The sequence below is a fragment of the Burkholderia aenigmatica genome (genome assembly GCF_048627025.1).
In the GTDB taxonomy this organism is placed as follows: Bacteria; Pseudomonadota; Gammaproteobacteria; order Burkholderiales; family Burkholderiaceae; genus Burkholderia; species Burkholderia aenigmatica.
This window is the reverse complement of record NZ_CP184469.1, coordinates 2,339,877-2,356,480: the sequence shown is the minus strand read 5'-3', so window position 1 is coordinate 2,356,480 and position 16,604 is coordinate 2,339,877. Positions and strand designations below refer to the sequence as shown.

Sequence of the window (16,604 nt, the reverse complement as noted above, 5' to 3'; positions counted from 1 at the left end):
ACAAGCGATGACCACCCATCGACCCTTGCTCGACGTGCAGGGCCTGACGCGCCGCTTCGACGGCGTGACCGCCCTCGACGGTGCGAGCCTGACGCTCGCCGACGGCGAGCTGCTGAGCGTGATCGGGCCGAACGGCGCAGGCAAGTCGACGCTGTTCAACCTGATCGCGGGCGCCGACCGGCCCGATGCCGGCCGCGTGACGTTCGACGGCCGCGACATCACGGGCACGGCGCCCGAACGCCTCGCGGCGCTCGGCATCGCGCGCACGTTCCAGCACGGCCGCGTGTTCGGCAACCTGAGCGTGCTCGACAACGTGCTGATCGGCGCGCATGCGCGGCTGCGCGCGGCACGGCCGGGCTGGCCCGCCATCGGCGCGGCGGCCGAGGTGCTGCGCGCGCTCGTGCGGCCCGCGGCGGTGCGGCGCGAGGAGGCCGCGCTGCGCGACGAGGCGCGCGCGATCGTCGCCGGGTTCGGTGAGCGGCTCACACCGCGCATCGATCATCCGGCGCACAGCCTGTCGTATGCGAACCGGCGGCGCGTGGAGATCGGCCGCGCGCTCGCGCTGCATCCGCGCCTGCTGTTGCTCGACGAACCGACGGCCGGGATGAACGAGACGGAGACGGCCGAGATGCTGCAACTGATCCAGTCGCTGAAGGCGCGCGGCCTGACGATCCTGCTGATCGAGCACAAGCTCGAACTCGTGATGCGCGTGTCCGACCGCGTGATGGTGCTCGACAACGGCGTGAAGATCGCCGAAGGCGCGCCACGTGACGTGCGGCACGATCCGCGCGTGATCGAGGCGTACCTCGGCCGCCGCCACGCGGGCGGCGCGCCGGCCGAACGTGCGGCACAGGCGGCCGCATGACCGCACTTTCTTCCGGATCCGATACGACCATGACCGACGCGCTGCTGAAACTCGAACACCTCGATACGTTCTACGGGCCGGTGCAGGTGCATTTCGACGTGAACTTCGAAGTCGGCCGCGGGCAGATCGTCAGCCTGCTCGGCGGCAACGCGAGCGGCAAGTCGACGACGATGAAGCTGATTCTCGGGCTGATGCGTCCGCGTCGCGGCGTAGTGCGCTTCGACGGCGACGACGTGACGGCGCTCGCGACGCCGCAGCGCGTGCGGCGCGGGATCGCGGCCGTGCCCGAGGCGCGGCGGCTGTTCGGCGACATGAGCGTGCGCGAGAACCTGCTGATGGGCGCGTACACGCGTGGCGACCGCATGGCGGTGGCGGAAGACTACGAACGCGTGCTCGACCTGTTTCCGCGTGTGCGCGAGCGGTTGACGCAGCGCGCGGGCACGCTGTCCGGCGGCGAGCAGCAGATGCTCGCGATGGCGCGCGCGCTGATGGCGCGGCCGAAGCTGATCTGCATGGACGAGCCGACGATGGGGTTGTCGCCGCTCTACGTCGACAAGGTGCTGGAGCTGATCGACGCGATCAACCGGCAGGGCGTGACCGTGTTCATGGTCGAGCAGAACGCGAGCCTCGCGCTGGAGATCGCGCATTACGGGTACGTGCTGCAGACGGGGCGCGTCGTGCTCGAAGGGCCCGCGAAGGCGCTGCTCGACGACGAGCGCGTGCGCGATGCGTATCTCGGCGGGGAGGCGGTGGCGGCGTGAGCGGGCGTGGCAAAAAATTGCGATGCACGCCGGATTACCCGTCGTTCACGCAGGCATTCGACATATTTCCGTGGGCGGCGCAGCATGCCGACACGATTGACGTCGACACATCGTCGCCGAGCTACATGCCGAATCGCTCGAGCACTGCGATCACATGCTCGGCGCGAACCGGCTGATCGACGGGTTCGTCAATACCGACACGTGTATTTGTTGCCGACTCACAAGGCGTAGCCATCTAAGAGTATCGCTTTCGCTCAAGGCGCGATGCAGGAAACGGGGACATCTTGGCTATCTCCAGATTGCAGGTCTGATTGCCTTACCGGGACCAGGATATCGAGCGCTTGCAATGAAATATACGTTGAGTATATATTATACGTATATTTCTTGTGAGAACCGTCATGCCTCCACTGAAGAAGATGCGGCTTGCAGCAGCGCTTACACAGGCCGAAGTAGCCGAGACGATGGGTGTCAGTCAGCCTACCTACCAACGGTGGGAATCCGGCAACACGCCGGTACCGACAGCAAAAGTGAAGAAGCTTGCACGCGTTCTTTCGGTTACCGTGGACGAGCTTCTAGGAAAGCGAGCTCCATTTGATTTGTTTGGCATCAAGGAGGAGGTCCCAGACGATCGGACTTTTTTTGGTGAGGTTGCGTTTCATTTCAGAACGAAGGGAATCTTACTTCCCGTCTCTGAAGCGGCACGCAGTAGCTTGCACCGACAGTTGTTCGAGCTTCGAAAGTTCTTGGTAGTCGAAACTCTAGACAATAGGGTGGTGTTTATTCGACGCGAGGCAGTTGAGGATATCTACTTTTCGAGTGAGGCATACGATACCTACGGACCCGATGACTATGATGATCATCTGGGTATTCTTCCGGACGATGATTTTTGGACAATTGTTGAGCATGCGGAGATGCCCGAATTTCTTGAAAATGAACTGAGCTCAGAGCGTATTTCAGAAGTACTGGACAATTTTTATTTGACAGATCAGGACTTGGATAAGCTGGTCCAAAGCGGTGAAATCGATGAAGGTGACCGCGAGAAGGCGAAGTCTGACGCTGCTCAAAGAAGTCAAGCTATTCTTGAACGGGCCACCACAATTACGTGGCAGATGTCGTCGGGAAAGCATCGCCGCGAATATATTGGGGAAGCTGATGTCGTCTATTCAGTGTTGACGACCGTCGAAGACGATGAAGATTTTGAGCCCATGATCTACCTTCCGTTAGAGGGATACCATCGGACAGTTTTTATTGCGTCTGCCGAAATTGACTACCTCTACGTACCCAAACATAAGTATCGAGAAGCGGGATTCGAGGCAATGGATGATGCGTCGGCCGAATAAGGACGTAGGCTGGGTGCGGTTGTGAGGTATTACCGGTCAATGTGCGCCCTGTTGGGCCAAGAACATTAGCTTGGTCTCGTGCGGGGCAGAGATAGAGAAGCGCTGCAACTCTGGGTAGATTAACGTTCTTCAGACATTGAACTCCACGGGGTGCCAAACCATGTTGACCTATTCCGTTCAGAAAGTCGGCTACGCATTCGATCAGCTGGATCCGCAGGGTGCGACGGATTACGCATCGTTCACGCAAGCGTTCGACGCGTTCCCGTGGGTCGCGCAGCATGCCGAATGGGACGATACGCAGGAAGGCCCGTTGCCGGCCCTCGTGCTGCAGCATGCCGACGATCAGCGGGAATTGTGGGTGACCGCGCTGAGCGACGCGCAGGCGGACGGCTTCCAGCTGAATGCCGTCTCCATGCGGATGAAGAAGGGGCTTTTCGGGATCGGCAAGGGCAAGCTGGAGCAGCATGTCGACACGATCGACGTCGATACGCGCGCGGACGTCGACGCGTTGTGCCGGCTGTTCTGCGATCGTCAGTACGACGAGCTGGACCGGCTGGTCGCGCAGCATGCGGAGCGCAACCGCGTCGACGACGACAGCGACGATTGAGCGCCTGCCGTACATGAGCCGGTGCGGAATCGTCGGCTCATGGCTGCGCCGCGCCGCCGCCCGCCGCGCGCGGAAACGTCAGCACCACCGCGAACCCGCCCGCCTCGGGAAACGCAAACCCGATGCGCCCGCCATGCGCCTTCATCACTTCCTGCACGATCGCGAGCCCGAGGCCTGACCCGGTGCGCCGCTCGCTGCCGTCCGGCGCGATCCGCACGAACGGCTGCAGCGCCGCGTCCCAATGTTCGCGCGGAATCCCGCGGCCGTTGTCGGCGACGGTCAGCGTCACCGCATCGCCGGTGTTGCCTTGCGTCGCGACCGAGACGACGATGTCGTCCGCATGCCCATGCAGCAGCGCGTTGTGCAGCACGTTCGACAGCGCTTCCTGCAGGCTGATCGCATCGCCGTCGATCCAGGCGAGCGGCGTGTCGCTCGCGAACGCGACGGCGACATCGCGCTCGCCCGCGAGCGGAATCGCGCGGCCGAGCACGTCCTTCGCGAGCGCGACGAGTTCGACGGGTTGCAGCGGTACGGCTTCGGTGCGATGGATCACCATCGCATGATTGAGCAACTGGCCGGTGAGCCGCCCGACATCCGAGCAGGTCGCGCGCAGCGCGTCGAGCCGCGCCGCGTGACGCGCGGGATCGGCTTCGCCGTCGAGCAGCTCGATCTGCGCGTCGAGTCGCGCGAGCGGCGTGCGCATCTGGTGCGCGGCATCGGCGATGAAGCGCTGCATCGCGTTGATCCGCTCCGCGAGGCGGTGCATCAGCCCGTTGATCGACCCGATGATCGCGTCGATCTCGCTCGGCGTGTCGACGGCCACCGGCCGCAGGTCGGCCGGGTCGCGCGCGGCGATGATCGTGCCGATCTGCGCGAGCGGGCGCAGGCCGCGCCGGATCGCGAGGCCGCTCGCGCCGATCGCGAGCACGCTCATCAGCAGGATCAGCGTCCACACCTTGAAACTCATGTCGTTCGTGAGTTGCTGGCGCGCGTTGGTGGTTTGCGCCACCGTCACGAGCGCCCAGCCCGGCGTGCTTTCCTCGGGCATGTAGCGCGCGATGGTCGCGGTGCGGATCCGGTGTCCCTGGTACATGCCGTTCGCGAACGCGGGGCCCTGTTTCGCGGCGGCGAGCGTTGCGGGGCTCGCGAGATCGTTGTAGCCGGCCACGACGATGCCGCGCGAATCGACCACCTTGTAGTAGACGAGGTCGTAGCGCGACAGCGTCGACAGCGCGGCCACCGGCGGATTCAGCGCGAGCACGCCGCCCTGCACGTAGAGGTTTTCCGCGACCTGGATCGATGCGCCCGCAAGCAACTGGTCGTACGCGCGGTCGGCCGCGACGCCCGCGTAGTAGCGCGCGATCGCCGCGAGCGCGAGCGCGCCGGTCGCGACGACGAGCGCGATGAACAGCAGCGTGCGCCCGAACAGCGTCTTCGGGAACCAGTCAGTGCGCCGCAATCTGATACCCCATCCCGCGCGCGGTGCGAATCTCGACCGAGCTGCCCTGCAGCTTCTTGCGCACGCGTGTCACGTACTGCTCGACCGCGTTCGCGGTCGGCTCGTTGCCGAAGCTGAACAGCTGGTTCAGCAGTTCGTCCTTCGAGAAGATCCGCTGCGGCCGGCTCGCGAGGATTTCTAGCAGTGCGAACTCCTGGCGCGACAGCGACAGCGGCTGGCCGTCGAGTTCCGCGAGGCGGCTGCTGCGATCGATCACGAGGCCGCCGAGCGTCAGCACGTCGTTCGCATGGCCGCTGTTGCGGCGCAGGAGCGCCTGCACGCGCGCATCGAGCTCGCGGTAGTCGAACGGCTTCACCAGGTAGTCGTCGGCGCCGAGGCCGAGGCCGCTCACGCGGTCGTCGATCGCCGAGCGCGCGGTGACGAGCAGCACGGGCGTCGTGCTGCCCGACGCACGCAGGTGGCGCAGCACCGTGAAGCCGTCCATGCCGGGCAGGTTCGCGTCGAGCACGACGAGGTCGAAGCGTTCGACGCGCAGCAGCCCGTTCGCGGTCGCGCCGTCGGTTTCGAGATCGACGGCATGGCCGAGCCGCGCGAGGCGGTTGCGGATCGCCGCGCCGATTTCGGCATCGTCCTCCACGACGAGAATGCGCATGGTGCCGTTTCGCAGGTGGGTGGGTTAGGGGTTTTCCCGGGGCCGGGATGTCAGCATTTTCTCAGACTCGCTCGATAACCTGTGTCGAGCCGGAAGTTGCAAGGACGGCCATTAATACCAGAACCACAGGAGACGGCAACATGCAGCAGCAAACGGGCGCGACGAACGCGCGGCGCAGCACGCCGCCGGCTTGCGCTCGCCAGCGTGGCGAAGCGGGCCGCAACCTCATGGCGGCCGGTGCGATGGCGCTCGCGGCTCGTGACGCGCGTGCCGGGAAGGCCGCCGCATGACGACGTCGCAACGCCGTCGCGCATTGATCGCCGCGGGGCTCGGCGCGCTGGCCGCGCCGTCGCTCGTGCGTGCGAAGCCGCGCACGGTACGGATTTCCAAAGGCTATGGCGTGCTGTACCTGCCGCTGCTCGTGATGGAGAAGCAGCGGCTGTTCGAGCAGCATGCGGCGCGCCACGGCGTGCGTGATGTCGCGGTCGACTGGGTGCTGCTCGATGGCGGCAATTCCGTCAACGACGCGATGATGGCCGGCACGCTTGATTTCGCGGGCGCCGGCGCGCCGGGTTTCATCGAGCTGTGGGCGCGGGCGCGCGGCATTCCGAACGTCGAGGTGATCGGCATCAGCGGGCTGTCGACCACGTCGCTGTCGCTGAACACGAACCGCCCGGGCCTCGTGTCGCTGCGCGACTTCACGCCGGCCGACCGGATCGCGGTGCCGGGCATCCGCACGTCGCTGTCGGCGGTGGTGCTGCAGATGGTCGCGAGCAAGCAGCTCGGCCCTGCGCATTTCGCGCAGCTCGATTCGATCACCGTGAGCCTGCCGCATCCGCAGGCGATGCAGGCGCTGATTCGCCACGAGAACGGCGTCACCGCGCATTTCACGTCGCCGCCGTTCTCGACGCTCGAGCTGCGGCAGCCGGGCATTCACCGCGTCGTGAATTCGGTCGATGTGCTGGGCCCGCTGACGCACGACGTCGTATTCGCGCCGAAGCGGCTCGTCGATACGGAGCCCGCGCTCGCCGTCGCGTTTCTCGGCGCGCTCGACGAAGCGAACCACCTGATCGCGCGGGATCCGCGCGCGGCGGCCACGCTGTATGCGGCATCGTCGGGCGTCGGCGTGTCGCACGACGACGTGATGCAAATGCTCGCCGCGCCCGACACGCGCTTCTCGGTGCTGCCGAACCAGCTGATGGACTACGTCGAATTCCTGTACCTGGCCGGCACGATCAAGGCGAAGCCGCGTGCGTGGCACGAGATGTTCGCACCGATGCTCGACGTCTACCGGTCGGGCTGATATCGCCGCGCCCTTTCATCGAAACACCCCGCGCCGCGCGCGATCGTCGCGCGCGGTGTCGACTCAACCCCGATCCAACCCCGATCGAACCCCGATCCAACCGGTACGTAACCGCTATGCAACCGATTCACGCAAGGAGCCCGAAGTGAACGCCACCGACACCCTGGACCCCGCGTCCGCCGAAGAGCAGCGCATCATGTCGAAGATGGCGCGGCGCCTGCTGCCCATCCTCGTCGTGATGTTCCTGATCGCGTTCATCGACCGGCAGAACGTCGGCTTCGCGAAGCTGCAGATGGTGCACAGCCTCGGCATGACGGAAGCCGCGTTCGGGCTCGCATCGTCGCTGTTCTTCATCGGCTACCTGCTGTTCGAGGTGCCGAGCACGCTCGCGCTGCATCGCTACGGCGCGCGCGTGTGGCTCGCGCGCATCATGCTGACGTGGGGGCTCATCACGGTGCTGATGGGCTTCACGACGTCGATGCCCGCGTTCTGCACGCTGCGCTTCGTGCTCGGCATCGCCGAGGCCGGTTTCTATCCCGGCGTGATCTACTACCTGACGCTGTGGTTTCCGCAAAGCTATCGCGCAAAGGTGCTCGGCATCTTCACGCTCGGCAGCGCGCTCGCGAACATGCTCGGCTCGCTGGTCGGCGGCGTGTTGCTGAGCCTGAACGGCGTGTGGGGGCTCGCGGGCTGGCAGTGGGTGTTCGTGGCGACGGGCATCCCGGCGGTGATCGTCGCGGTCGTCGTGTTCCGCGTGCTGCCCGCCTCGGTGCGCGATGCACGTTTCCTCGACGACCGCGAGAAGCAGATCGTCGAGGCCGCGCTCGAACGCGAGAAGCCCGCTCAGGCCGAGCATGGGCAGCCGTGGAAGGCGCTGCTCGATCCGCGCGTGATGCTGTTCGCGGCGACCTACATGCTGATGTCGACGTCGCTGTACGGCGTCACGTACTGGCTGCCGACGCTCGTGAAGTCGTTCGGCGTGTCGAGCACCACGAACGGTTTCCTGAGCATGCTGCCGTGGGCGCTCGCGGTGCTGCTGCTGCTGTGGCTGCCGGCGAAACTGCGCCGCGCGAAGAGCATCCTGCGCACGATCGCGATCGTCGCGGCGCTGGGCGCGCTCGGCTTCCTGCTGAGCCTCGTGCTGCCGTCGACGCCGCTGCGCTTCATCGCGCTGGTGCTCGGCGGCGCGTGCATCCCGCTGCTGTATCCGTGCTTCTGGTCGATGCCGCCGCGCTACTTCACCGGCGCGCGGGCGGCGGCGAGCGTCGCGGCGATCAACTCGATCGGTAACCTCGGCGGCTTCTTCAGCCAGAACCTGATGCCGTTTGCCGGCAAGGTGACGGGCACCGCGTTCGGGCCGATGATCGTGCCGATCGTGTGTCTCGCGCTGCTCGGGATCGGCGCGCTGGTCGCGTGGACGCGGTCGGAGCGGGGGATGGTGGCGGCACGGGCGTGACGGCGCGCGGCCTCATCGGATCGTCAACTGGTCCCCGACGAACGAGAAGTTGGCCGAGGCGTGCGTGTTCGACAGCAGGTACTTGAGCGCGTCGATGTCCGGCGCGGTCGTCGTGAAGCGCCTGTCGCCGTCGAAGATGAAGTCCCACGTGATGATGTGGTTGGTGTCGGGATCGGCCACGTGGATCTCCTTCAGCGAGGCGAGCGGATACGCGCGCTCGTGCCAGTCGAACAGGTGCCGGACGTAGAGGTGATCCGGCGTGACGATCTCGTAGCGCCGCAGGAACGGTATCGCGATGAGGAACAGCACGGCGGTCGTGACCAGCCCCCGGCGCGCTGCGCGCCACACGACGGCCCGTGATGCGCGACCGCGCGGCTTGGTGCGGTAGTGCCGGTAGGCGGACGGTACGATCAGCCACGCGGCGAACCACCACGCGATCGCGATGAACCCGAGCGGCATGTTCATGAACGGCACCGAACAGGCGGCGATGAAGGTTGTCGGAAAGTCGAGGAACCGTGCGGTCGACACGAACCCGAGCGCGATGTAGCTGCCAGACGGATGCGGGATGAACACGGCCGTCGTCAGGGCCTGCAGCGCGAGCAGGATGGGCCAGCACAGTAGCGATACGGCCAGCCAGCCGGCCACGACCGCGCAGAAGGAGAGTACGTAGCTGCAGAGGGTTTTCATTGTGATGGCGGCGCGAGGTCGGAGCGGTCGGCGCGAGAGGGATGCGGGACGTTGACAAATTGTAGCGTTGTCCCGAAGCAGGTCATGCGGGCAATGTTGCCACGGGCCGGCTGGCGGCCGAGCAGAACCATGCAGTGCATGCGTCGCGTTCAGCAGGCTGACACTTTGCGCATCCTGCCGATGCGTTACGATGCGTCGCAGGTATGGCGTATGGAGCTGGCAATGAAAACGACGACCATGAATATGTTGTGCGATGGCATTTCACGTCGACGCATGCAGCGCGAGTTTGTCGCGTGTGGCCTGGCATCGCGTGACGAGGCGCGGCGGACCGGTGAGTACATCGATGCCGCGCACGTCCTTGCAGAACTCGAGCGCATGCTGGAAGCGGCACGCGCGACAAAGGCCGTCGATTAAGTCGGCTGACCAGGCTCATACTTTACCGGGCTGGCAGCGATTGCCACTGTTCGGCACCACCTGCGCCACTGCCTTCGCCCACCTATCCGCGCGGCCCCCCATCCCCGCCATGCGCAACCGTCACCTGCGCATGCGACAGTGGAATCTCCACCTCGACCGTCGTCCCCTCGCCAAGCGTCGTTGCGATCCGCAGCGTGCCGCCGACGAGATACGCGCGCTCGCGCAACCCGACCAGCCCGAACGATCCCGACTTGCGCGGCACGCCGGGATCGAACCCCGCGCCGTCGTCGCGAATCGTCAGCGCGATCGCATCGTTCGCATGCACGAGTTCGACGCTCGCATGCGACGCGGCCGCGTGTCGCGCGACGTTCGCGAGCGCTTCCTGCGCGATGCGGAACACCGTGGTCGCGTAAGGCTCGTCGAGCTGCAGTTCGGGCGGGTCGACATGCAGCGTGCATTCGATGCCGTGACGGTGCCGGAAGTCTTCCACGAGCCATTGCATGGCCGCGGCGAAGCCGAGATCGTCGAGCATCAGCGGGCGCAGGTCCGACGCGATGCGGCGCGTCGCGGCCACCGCGCCGCGCGCCAGCGCGTGCATCGCGGCGATCTTGCGCGCCAGCAGCGCATCGTCCTGCGGCACGCGGTCGATCAGCCATTCGAGGTCGTTCTTCAACGTCGCGAGCGTCTGCGCGAGTTCGTCGTGCAGCTCGCGTGCGATGCGGCGCTGCTCGGCTTCGCGTGCGCTCGCGCTGATCGCGGCGATCTCGCGCAGCTCCTCGCGCGACGCCTGCAGCGCGCGCTCCGCACGCACGCGATCCTCGACTTCGCGCCGCAGGTCGCGGTTCGACGCACTCAGTTGCGCGGTGCGCGCGGCGACGCGCTGTTCGAGCCGTTCGTTCGCGTCGTTCAGCTGCGCGCTCTTCTGCACGACGAGCAGGTGCTGGTAGCGCGCGCCGGCCAGCGCGCGCACCGTCTGCGCATGCAGCCGGCCGTTCTCGAACAGCATCGCGAACAGCACGACGCCGGACGCGACGAGGCCGTACGCGCGCCCCGCGTAGAAGCCGAGGTCATAGCGCCCGTGATTCAGCATCGACGACAGCGCGATGTCGAACAGCCATGCGACCAGCACCGTCATCACCCACAGATCGAGCACGGAATGGCGCCGCCGCCGCTGCCACATCAGCATCAGCGCCACCAGGTTCAGCCCCCAGACGATCGTGATCGCGTTCGTCATCGTCGCGGCCATCCGGTTGCCGTTCATGATGCGCGGCAGCAGGTCGTGGCCGGCCGTCGCGAGCAGCGCGAGCACGGCCGTCGCGCCGATCGCGGCCGCGATGCACAGCACCACGGGAATCGCCGCGCGGCGCTGCGGGGCCGGGATCGGGCCGGCCGCACGCGATGTCGCGCGCAGCAGCGCGTACGCGGCGACCGCCAGCGGAAAGCCGCCGTGCCAGAACAGGTACAGCCACGCGGTGGTCTGGTCGCCGGCGCCGAGCAGGCCGGTCGGCGCGAACAGCCCGGGAAAGGTCAGCATGTGGGTGCCGGCCATGAAGCCCGTGAACAGGTAGCCGCCCGCGAGCACGAGCAGCGGTTTCTCGCGCAGGATCGCGTACTGGCCGAGCAGCAGGCCGGCCGTCACCATGTCGTTGACGACGATCGCCGACTGGTACACCGGGATGAACGCCCAGCCCGGTGCAAGCGGTCTGCTCGCGAACGGCGCAAGCGCGGCGAAGATCACGGCGGACACGAGCACGGTCGCGAGCGCGAGCCGCCGTTCGCGCCGGCCCGGCGGCAGCGACGACATGAACAGGCGCGACGCGTCCGGGGTGTCGTCGTCCGGGGGCGGGACGCGGAGGGCGGCGGTCATGCGTCGCCGCCGGGGTCGAGGTCGTGGCGCACCGCGTAGCGGATCAGCGCGGCTTCGTGCGGCAGCTCCATCTTCTCGAGGATCCGTGTCTTGTACGTGCTGACCGTCTTCGCGCTCAGCGCGAGTTCGGTCGCGATCTGCGTGACGGTCTGGCCCGCGACGATGCGGCGCATCACGTCGAGCTCGCGCGCGGACAGCCGTTCGTGCGGCAGCGCCGCGGCCGGCGCGCGCAGCGTCAGCGCGAGGCTTTCGGCCGCCGACGGGCTCACGTAGACGCCCCCCGCCGCGACCTTGCCGACCGCCTCGACGAGCTCGGCGGTCGCGCTGTCCTTCGTCAGGTAGCCGGTGGCGCCGGCCTTGAACGCGCGCGCCGCGTACTGCGCTTCCGCGTGCATCGTCAGCACGAGCGTGCGCAGCGACGGCGCGTGGCGCTTCACCAGCTGGATCAGCTCGATGCCGGTCGGCGCGGGCATCGACAGGTCGAGCAGCAGCACGTGGGCGGCGCCGCGCTCGACCAGCGCGAGCGTGGCCGAGCCGTCGCTCGCCTCGCCGACGATTTCGAAACCGCCGGCCGTTTCCAGGATGTGACGCAGTCCGTCCCGCATGACTGCGTGATCGTCAGCCAGAATTACCCTGATCATCTAGCGATCCTCTTCGGGATGACGCCGCGCACCGTTGTCCGGTGGTCGCCGCGGCTGTTCTTCCGATCAATATATTCCGCCGAATCCGAAAACGGTACACATCCGGGAAATTTTCGAGATAGTCGATCGCGGAATGTGTACTGAAACGAAATAATCCCAGGGAAAAGGTACGCGGCGAAGCGGGTGTGGATCAGGGTATTCCCTGATGGGTACAGCAACCGGGACAGAACGGCGCGACGTGTCGCGAGCCGCCCCGCGAGTCGCCCCGATTCGGGACTAAACTGGTGCCCGATGCCACGACAACCGCCCGAGGAGCCCCCCGATGATCGATCTTGCCGATATCCTGCCGTCCGCACTGCCCGCCGCCGTTGCATGGGCCGAAGCGGAGGCGGCGCGCGGGATCGCGCAGGGCGCACCGCTGACGCCCGTGCAGGCCGACGACGCGCGCACGGTCGGCGTCGCGCAGCCCGAGCAGATCCGCGTGGTGATCGTCGACCGCATGCCGTTCCCCGAGATGCCTTCTCTGGCTGCGATCGCCCGCGACACGGGGCTGCTGTCGCCGGGCACGATCGGGCTCACGCTCGGTCATGCGGTGTACGTGCTGCGCGGCCAGGATACGCGCCGCCTGCTGACCCACGAATTCCGCCATGTGCATCAGTACGAGGCCGCCGGATCGATCGGCGCGTTTCTCGCGCGCTATCTGCAGGAGATCGCGACGGTCGGCTATCACGACGCGCCGCTCGAGGCGGACGCGCGGCAGCACGAGTTCGACTGACCCGTCACGCCGGCGCGACCGCGCGCAACGCCCGATGAACGTTCCCCCTGCCATCGCCGGCCCGGTGTTCGCACACCGGGCTGCCCCGCCGTGGAGCGTGCGATGAGCGACACGATCCACGCGTGGATCGGCGCGATCGGCGCGCATCCGCTGCTCGTGCTCGCGATCGTGTTCGTGACGGCCTGCGCCGAGGCGATCGCGCTGATCGGCACGGTCGTGCCGGCCGGCGCCGTGATGTTCGCGGCCGGTGCGCTGATCGGCGCGGGCGCGCTCGACGGCTGGACGACCATCGGTGTCGCGGCGGTCGGCGCCGTGGTCGGCGACGGAATCAGCTACGAACTCGGGCGGCACTATCGCGGGGTGATTCGCAACGCGTGGGCACGCTTCGGCTATGCGGCCGCCTATTCGCGCGGCGAGGAGTTCGTGCTGCGTCATGGCATGAAGAGCATCGTGCTCGCGCGCTTTCTTGCGCCGGTGCGCGCGGTTGTGCCGGTCGTCGTCGGCTGCGCGACGCTGCCGCGCCGGTCGTTCTATCCGGTCAACGTCATCTCGGCGCTCATCTGGGCGCCCGTGCACGTCGCGCCGGGCATCCTGTTCGGGGCGTCGGCCGCGCTGGCCGCGGCGATCAGCGTGCGGGTCGCCGTGATCCTCCTGGTCGTCGCGGCGCTGGTCGCGCTCGTGTGGATCGGCGTGCGCGTCGCGCTGCGGCGCGGCTGGCCGCTGCTGCGCCGCGCGCTCGTCGAAGGTGTGCACGCATGCGCGCGCCGCTGGCCGCGGTTCGGCGCGCGGTTGCACGACGCGATTGCTTACGTGCGCGGGCTGCCGGGCGCGGTGCCCGTGCTCGCGCTGCTGTTCATCGGCTGCGTATGGCTGTTCGCGGGCCTCGTGCAGGATGTCGTCGCGAACGATCCGCTGATGCACGCGGACATCGCGCTGTATGCGTTCCTGCAGAACCTGCGCACGCCACCGGTGGACGCGACGATGCGCGCGCTGGCCGTGCTGCACGGGCACGATACGGGGCTGATCGTCGCGGCCGCGTTTCTCGTCTGGCTGATGATCCATCGCTGCTGGCTGACGGCCGCGTGGTGGCTCGTGACGGTCGGCGTTGCCGTCGTGCTCGTGCCGGTATTCGGCGCGGGCGTGCCCGGTGCGACGCCCGCGAGCCTGCCGCCCGGTGCGCTGCACGTGCCGCTGCCCGATGCGGAAGCCGCGTTCGCGATTCTCGCGAGCAGCGGCCTCGGCTGGGTGCTGACGCGCGACCGGCCCGCGCTGTGGCGGATCCCGGTCGTGACGGCGGTGGTGCTGTGGATCGTGCTCGGCGGTTTCGCGCGGCTGTATGTCGGCGACACGTGGCTGTCGGGCCTGCTGGGTGGCTGGACCCTCGGGCTGGCGTGGTTCGCGCTGCTCGCCGGCGCGTATGCGTACTGGCGCGTGCGCGAGCATGTGCAGCCGAGGGGGGCGCTCATCGCGGTGACCGTGGTGCTCGCGACGGCTGGCGTATGGACGGTTCCCGCGCAATGGCAACTCGACCGCGCGGCGCGCCCGCATGTCGGCGACGTGGTCGCGATGACGGTCGACCAGTGGCTGCGCGGCGGGTGGCAGCGCGTGCCGGTGCGGCGTACCGAGATCGGCGGCGACCGCGAAGAATATCTGCCGCTGCAATGGAGCGCGACGTCGGACACGCTCGACCGGCATCTCGCGCAGGCCGGCTGGCAGCGCGCGACGCCGTGGTCGCCGGCCACCGCGCTGCGCTGGTTGTTGCCGCAGGCGCCGGCCGACACGCTGCCCGTGCTGCCGCGCTACACGCACGGCGAAAGCACGCGCCGCGTGTTCGTGCGCATCGATCCGGGCCAGCCGGAAAGCCGGCTCGTGCTGCGGCTGTGGCGTTATCCGTACGTGTTGCAGGACGCGCTCGGCATGCGGCCGCTGTGGTACGGCGCGCTGTACCGCGAGACGCTGCACCGGCCGGCGCGGCTGATGACGATCGTGCGCACGACGACGATCGACGATGCGGCGACGCTTGCGAAAGCGCTGGCGGTCGAGCCGACGATCGAGCATCCGCCGGCGGGGATGACGGCCGCGCCGGCGGAGATGCTGCTGGTGTGGATGGTTCGGCCGTGAGCGGGCGGTGCGCCGCTTACGCGTGCGCCTGCTGTGCGGGGACGACGGACAGGCGCAGGCCGACAGTCTTGAGTACCGCGAGCAGGGTTTTCAGCGTCGGGTTGCCGTTGGGGGAGAGGGTGCGATACAGCGATTCGCGGCTGATGCCGGCTTCGGCCGCGACGGCGCCGAGCCCGCCGTACGCTTCCGCGACCGTGCGCAGCGCGAGCAGGCCGGCCGCGCGGTTGTCGGGATCGTCGAGCGACTCCATCGCGACGCGCAGATAGGCCACCGCGAGTTCGCGGTCGGCGCCGAGTTCGGCGACTTCCGCGTCGTGGTGCGACACCGCACCTTTGAGCTTGGTCATGTTTGCCTCCGTTTCCAGTTCGACCAGTGTTCCTTGGCGCGCCTGATGTCGTCGGGTTGACTGCTTTTGTCGCCACCTGAAAGCAACAGCACCAGTGCGCCACCGTACCGCCCGAAATACACGCGATAGCCGGCGCCGACGTGGACGCGCAGTTCGATCACGCCTTCGCCGACAGGCTCGCAATCGCCGAAGTTGCCTGTCTGCACGCGGCGCAGGCGTTCGCGAATCCGTGCCTGTGCAACCTTGTCGCGCACGGCGTTCAACCATTCGGTGAAGGGCTCGCGACCGTCGTCACGTTGATAGCGAAGAAGTTCGAACTTGGATAGCATTGTAACTTATAAGCTACAAATAAGAGAAGGGTAAATGAGATGGTCGTGCGAGCTGCCGGGTGGTGTGCGCGAGGGCGTGCGCGCATTGTGGAGTCGGGGCGACACACAACACCGCGCACGTTGCCGCGCATGCGGTGCCTTCGAAGTGCGGGATGTCAGGCGGTGAAGCCGGCTTTCCGGACGACGATCATTCTTTCATCCGGTGCGTAGGGTGACGATTCGGCCGGATGGCCAAAGTCAATGGCCCAGTGACGGGCGCGTGCGATGGGTGGGGTGCATGGGGGGGCGACGTGAACAACAAACCTGTCGGCGCCGGCGAGCCGACAGGCCTCCTGACATTACTGCTTCGCCGGCGCGGCCGTCGCGACCTTGTCGAGCGCGGCCGGGATGTAGGTGTCGAGCTGCGCGGTGACCGATTCGTAGAAGTCGATCGGCTTGCCCCACGCGTCGGGCACGTCGACGTGCTTCCCGGACGCATACTCGGCGAGCGTGAACACCTTGCCGGCGGCCGACGGATAGAGCGCGAGCACCTTCTCCTTGTGTTTGTCGGTCATCGTCAGGATCACGTCGGAATGCTTGATGTCGTTCGCGTTCAACTGCACCGAACGGTGCGCGGACGTGTCGATGCCGCGGCGCTTCATCAGGATTACGCCGTTTTCTTCCGGCTTTTCGTCATACGGATCTTCGTCGACCGCGCGTGAAATCACCGCGATGTGCGCGTGGCGCTGCGCGATCAACTGGCCGGCGATCGCTTCGGCCATCACGCTACGCCCGGTGTTGCCGGTGTCGACGAACGCCACCTTCTTCGGCTCGTCGGCGAACGCCGAAGTCGCGCACTGGATGCCGACGCAACAGAGCAGTGCCAGCGTGTTGAGGGTGTGCCTTCTTTTCATGATGTCTCCGCGAGGGTGGGGGAACCCCGGCGGCGCGCCGGGGCTTGCGGGAAATCATGACGGCCGCATGCGACAGAAAAAAATAAAC

Annotated in this window: 18 protein-coding genes; 10 read left to right on the top strand and 8 right to left on the bottom strand. The window is 67.1% G+C overall.

Features of this window, described 5'->3' with window-relative positions; genetic code table 11:
- Positions 1 to 7: 7 nt before the first annotated feature.
- From ACN8ZM_RS27530 to ACN8ZM_RS27515, 4 genes are all read left to right on the top strand, one after another.
- Complete coding sequence (locus ACN8ZM_RS27530) at positions 8 to 865, top strand: ABC transporter ATP-binding protein (RefSeq protein WP_420211307.1); 858 nt, start codon at positions 8 to 10, stop codon at positions 863 to 865.
- Complete coding sequence (locus tag ACN8ZM_RS27525) at positions 862 to 1,626, top strand: ABC transporter ATP-binding protein (protein WP_420211306.1); 765 nt, start codon at positions 862 to 864, stop codon at positions 1,624 to 1,626. The genes ACN8ZM_RS27530 and ACN8ZM_RS27525 overlap by 4 nt, the downstream gene beginning before the upstream one ends.
- 398 nt (positions 1,627 to 2,024) lie before the next feature.
- Positions 2,025 to 2,966 carry a helix-turn-helix domain-containing protein gene (locus tag ACN8ZM_RS27520; protein ID WP_420211305.1) on the top strand — a complete coding sequence of 314 codons (942 nt, stop codon included), beginning with the start codon at positions 2,025 to 2,027 and terminating at the stop codon, positions 2,964 to 2,966.
- A gap of 160 nt (positions 2,967 to 3,126) precedes the next feature.
- On the top strand, positions 3,127 to 3,573 hold the full coding sequence (locus ACN8ZM_RS27515; protein ID WP_420211304.1) for a hypothetical protein: 447 nt from the start codon (positions 3,127 to 3,129) through the stop codon (positions 3,571 to 3,573).
- 37 nt (positions 3,574 to 3,610) lie between these two features.
- On the opposite strand, the gene ACN8ZM_RS27510 is transcribed toward ACN8ZM_RS27515, so the two are convergent.
- Together ACN8ZM_RS27510 and ACN8ZM_RS27505 are read right to left on the bottom strand one after the other, a co-directional pair.
- A complete protein-coding gene (locus tag ACN8ZM_RS27510) occupies positions 3,611 to 5,032 on the bottom strand; it encodes a sensor histidine kinase (RefSeq protein WP_420211303.1) in 1,422 nt (473 codons plus the stop codon).
- Positions 5,019 to 5,684: a response regulator transcription factor gene (locus ACN8ZM_RS27505; RefSeq protein WP_011356119.1), complete on the bottom strand. Its 666-nt coding sequence runs from the start codon at positions 5,682 to 5,684 to the stop codon at positions 5,019 to 5,021. The genes ACN8ZM_RS27510 and ACN8ZM_RS27505 overlap by 14 nt, the downstream gene beginning before the upstream one ends.
- A 140-nt stretch (positions 5,685 to 5,824) precedes the next feature.
- On the opposite strand from ACN8ZM_RS27505, the gene ACN8ZM_RS27500 reads away from it, so the two are divergent.
- From ACN8ZM_RS27500 to ACN8ZM_RS27490, 3 genes are all read left to right on the top strand, one after another.
- Positions 5,825 to 5,974 carry a hypothetical protein gene (locus ACN8ZM_RS27500; protein WP_301766970.1) on the top strand — a complete coding sequence of 50 codons (150 nt, stop codon included), beginning with the start codon at positions 5,825 to 5,827 and terminating at the stop codon, positions 5,972 to 5,974.
- Complete coding sequence (locus ACN8ZM_RS27495; RefSeq protein WP_420211302.1) at positions 5,971 to 6,987, top strand: ABC transporter substrate-binding protein; 1,017 nt, start codon at positions 5,971 to 5,973, stop codon at positions 6,985 to 6,987. Before ACN8ZM_RS27500 ends, ACN8ZM_RS27495 begins: the two co-directional genes overlap by 4 nt.
- Positions 6,988 to 7,132: 145 nt before the next feature.
- Positions 7,133 to 8,443 carry an MFS transporter gene (locus ACN8ZM_RS27490; protein WP_043178300.1) on the top strand — a complete coding sequence of 437 codons (1,311 nt, stop codon included), beginning with the start codon at positions 7,133 to 7,135 and terminating at the stop codon, positions 8,441 to 8,443.
- A 12-nt stretch (positions 8,444 to 8,455) separates the two neighbouring features.
- Here ACN8ZM_RS27490 and ACN8ZM_RS27485 read toward each other — a convergent pair whose 3' ends face one another.
- On the bottom strand, positions 8,456 to 9,130 hold the full coding sequence (locus ACN8ZM_RS27485) for a hypothetical protein (RefSeq protein WP_420211301.1): 675 nt from the start codon (positions 9,128 to 9,130) through the stop codon (positions 8,456 to 8,458).
- 222 nt (positions 9,131 to 9,352) lie between these two features.
- Between ACN8ZM_RS27485 and ACN8ZM_RS27480 the strand changes: the two genes are divergently transcribed.
- The gene (locus ACN8ZM_RS27480; protein WP_230624098.1) at positions 9,353 to 9,544 is read left to right on the top strand and encodes a hypothetical protein; all 192 of its coding nucleotides are present in this window, start codon (positions 9,353 to 9,355) and stop codon (positions 9,542 to 9,544) included.
- 82 nt (positions 9,545 to 9,626) lie between these two features.
- Here ACN8ZM_RS27480 and ACN8ZM_RS27475 read toward each other — a convergent pair whose 3' ends face one another.
- Positions 9,627 to 11,411: a sensor histidine kinase gene (locus ACN8ZM_RS27475; RefSeq protein WP_420211300.1), complete on the bottom strand. Its 1,785-nt coding sequence runs from the start codon at positions 11,409 to 11,411 to the stop codon at positions 9,627 to 9,629.
- Entirely contained in the window at positions 11,408 to 12,052 is a 645-nt protein-coding gene (locus ACN8ZM_RS27470; RefSeq protein WP_420211299.1) for a response regulator, read from the bottom strand. Before ACN8ZM_RS27470 ends, ACN8ZM_RS27475 begins: the two co-directional genes overlap by 4 nt.
- A 322-nt stretch (positions 12,053 to 12,374) precedes the next feature.
- On the opposite strand from ACN8ZM_RS27470, the gene ACN8ZM_RS27465 reads away from it, so the two are divergent.
- Both ACN8ZM_RS27465 and ACN8ZM_RS27460 read left to right on the top strand, forming a co-directional pair.
- Positions 12,375 to 12,827: a hypothetical protein gene (locus ACN8ZM_RS27465; protein ID WP_043178294.1), complete on the top strand. Its 453-nt coding sequence runs from the start codon at positions 12,375 to 12,377 to the stop codon at positions 12,825 to 12,827.
- Between the two features lie 102 nt (positions 12,828 to 12,929).
- Positions 12,930 to 14,948, top strand: coding sequence for an LssY C-terminal domain-containing protein (locus ACN8ZM_RS27460; RefSeq protein WP_420211298.1), 2,019 nt, complete (start codon positions 12,930 to 12,932; stop codon positions 14,946 to 14,948).
- A 16-nt stretch (positions 14,949 to 14,964) separates the two neighbouring features.
- Here the strand turns inward: ACN8ZM_RS27460 and ACN8ZM_RS27455 are convergent, their stop codons facing one another.
- The 3 genes from ACN8ZM_RS27455 to ACN8ZM_RS27445 all read right to left on the bottom strand — a co-directional run bounded on the left by ACN8ZM_RS27455 (position 14,965) and on the right by ACN8ZM_RS27445 (position 16,516).
- The gene (locus ACN8ZM_RS27455) at positions 14,965 to 15,294 is read right to left on the bottom strand and encodes a DNA-binding protein (protein WP_420211297.1); all 330 of its coding nucleotides are present in this window, start codon (positions 15,292 to 15,294) and stop codon (positions 14,965 to 14,967) included.
- Positions 15,291 to 15,623, bottom strand: a complete 333-nt coding sequence (locus ACN8ZM_RS27450) for a type II toxin-antitoxin system RelE/ParE family toxin (RefSeq protein ID WP_043178290.1) — start codon at positions 15,621 to 15,623, stop codon at positions 15,291 to 15,293. The genes ACN8ZM_RS27455 and ACN8ZM_RS27450 overlap by 4 nt, the downstream gene beginning before the upstream one ends.
- Positions 15,624 to 15,961: 338 nt before the next feature.
- Positions 15,962 to 16,516, bottom strand: a complete 555-nt coding sequence (locus ACN8ZM_RS27445) for a protein-tyrosine-phosphatase (protein ID WP_043178289.1) — start codon at positions 16,514 to 16,516, stop codon at positions 15,962 to 15,964.
- Positions 16,517 to 16,604: the final 88 nt, after the last annotated feature.

Bases quoted from the DNA above. Each gene is read 5' to 3' on its own strand.
- ACN8ZM_RS27530 (WP_420211307.1), top strand. From the start codon at position 8: ATGACCACCCATCGACCCTTGCTCGACGTGCAGGGCCTGACGCGCCGC.
- ACN8ZM_RS27525 (WP_420211306.1), top strand. From the start codon at position 862: ATGACCGCACTTTCTTCCGGATCCGATACGACCATGACCGACGCGCTG.
- ACN8ZM_RS27520 (WP_420211305.1), top strand. From the start codon at position 2,025: ATGCCTCCACTGAAGAAGATGCGGCTTGCAGCAGCGCTTACACAGGCC.
- ACN8ZM_RS27515 (WP_420211304.1), top strand. From the start codon at position 3,127: ATGTTGACCTATTCCGTTCAGAAAGTCGGCTACGCATTCGATCAGCTG.
- ACN8ZM_RS27505 (WP_011356119.1), bottom strand. From the start codon at position 5,684: ATGCGCATTCTCGTCGTGGAGGACGATGCCGAAATCGGCGCGGCGATC.
- ACN8ZM_RS27500 (WP_301766970.1), top strand. From the start codon at position 5,825: ATGCAGCAGCAAACGGGCGCGACGAACGCGCGGCGCAGCACGCCGCCG.
- ACN8ZM_RS27495 (WP_420211302.1), top strand. From the start codon at position 5,971: ATGACGACGTCGCAACGCCGTCGCGCATTGATCGCCGCGGGGCTCGGC.
- ACN8ZM_RS27485 (WP_420211301.1), bottom strand. From the start codon at position 9,130: ATGAAAACCCTCTGCAGCTACGTACTCTCCTTCTGCGCGGTCGTGGCC.
- ACN8ZM_RS27480 (WP_230624098.1), top strand. From the start codon at position 9,353: ATGAAAACGACGACCATGAATATGTTGTGCGATGGCATTTCACGTCGA.
- ACN8ZM_RS27475 (WP_420211300.1), bottom strand. From the start codon at position 11,411: ATGACCGCCGCCCTCCGCGTCCCGCCCCCGGACGACGACACCCCGGAC.
- ACN8ZM_RS27470 (WP_420211299.1), bottom strand. From the start codon at position 12,052: ATGATCAGGGTAATTCTGGCTGACGATCACGCAGTCATGCGGGACGGA.
- ACN8ZM_RS27465 (WP_043178294.1), top strand. From the start codon at position 12,375: ATGATCGATCTTGCCGATATCCTGCCGTCCGCACTGCCCGCCGCCGTT.
- ACN8ZM_RS27460 (WP_420211298.1), top strand. From the start codon at position 12,930: ATGAGCGACACGATCCACGCGTGGATCGGCGCGATCGGCGCGCATCCG.
- ACN8ZM_RS27455 (WP_420211297.1), bottom strand. From the start codon at position 15,294: ATGACCAAGCTCAAAGGTGCGGTGTCGCACCACGACGCGGAAGTCGCC.
- ACN8ZM_RS27450 (WP_043178290.1), bottom strand. From the start codon at position 15,623: ATGCTATCCAAGTTCGAACTTCTTCGCTATCAACGTGACGACGGTCGC.
- ACN8ZM_RS27445 (WP_043178289.1), bottom strand. From the start codon at position 16,516: ATGAAAAGAAGGCACACCCTCAACACGCTGGCACTGCTCTGTTGCGTC.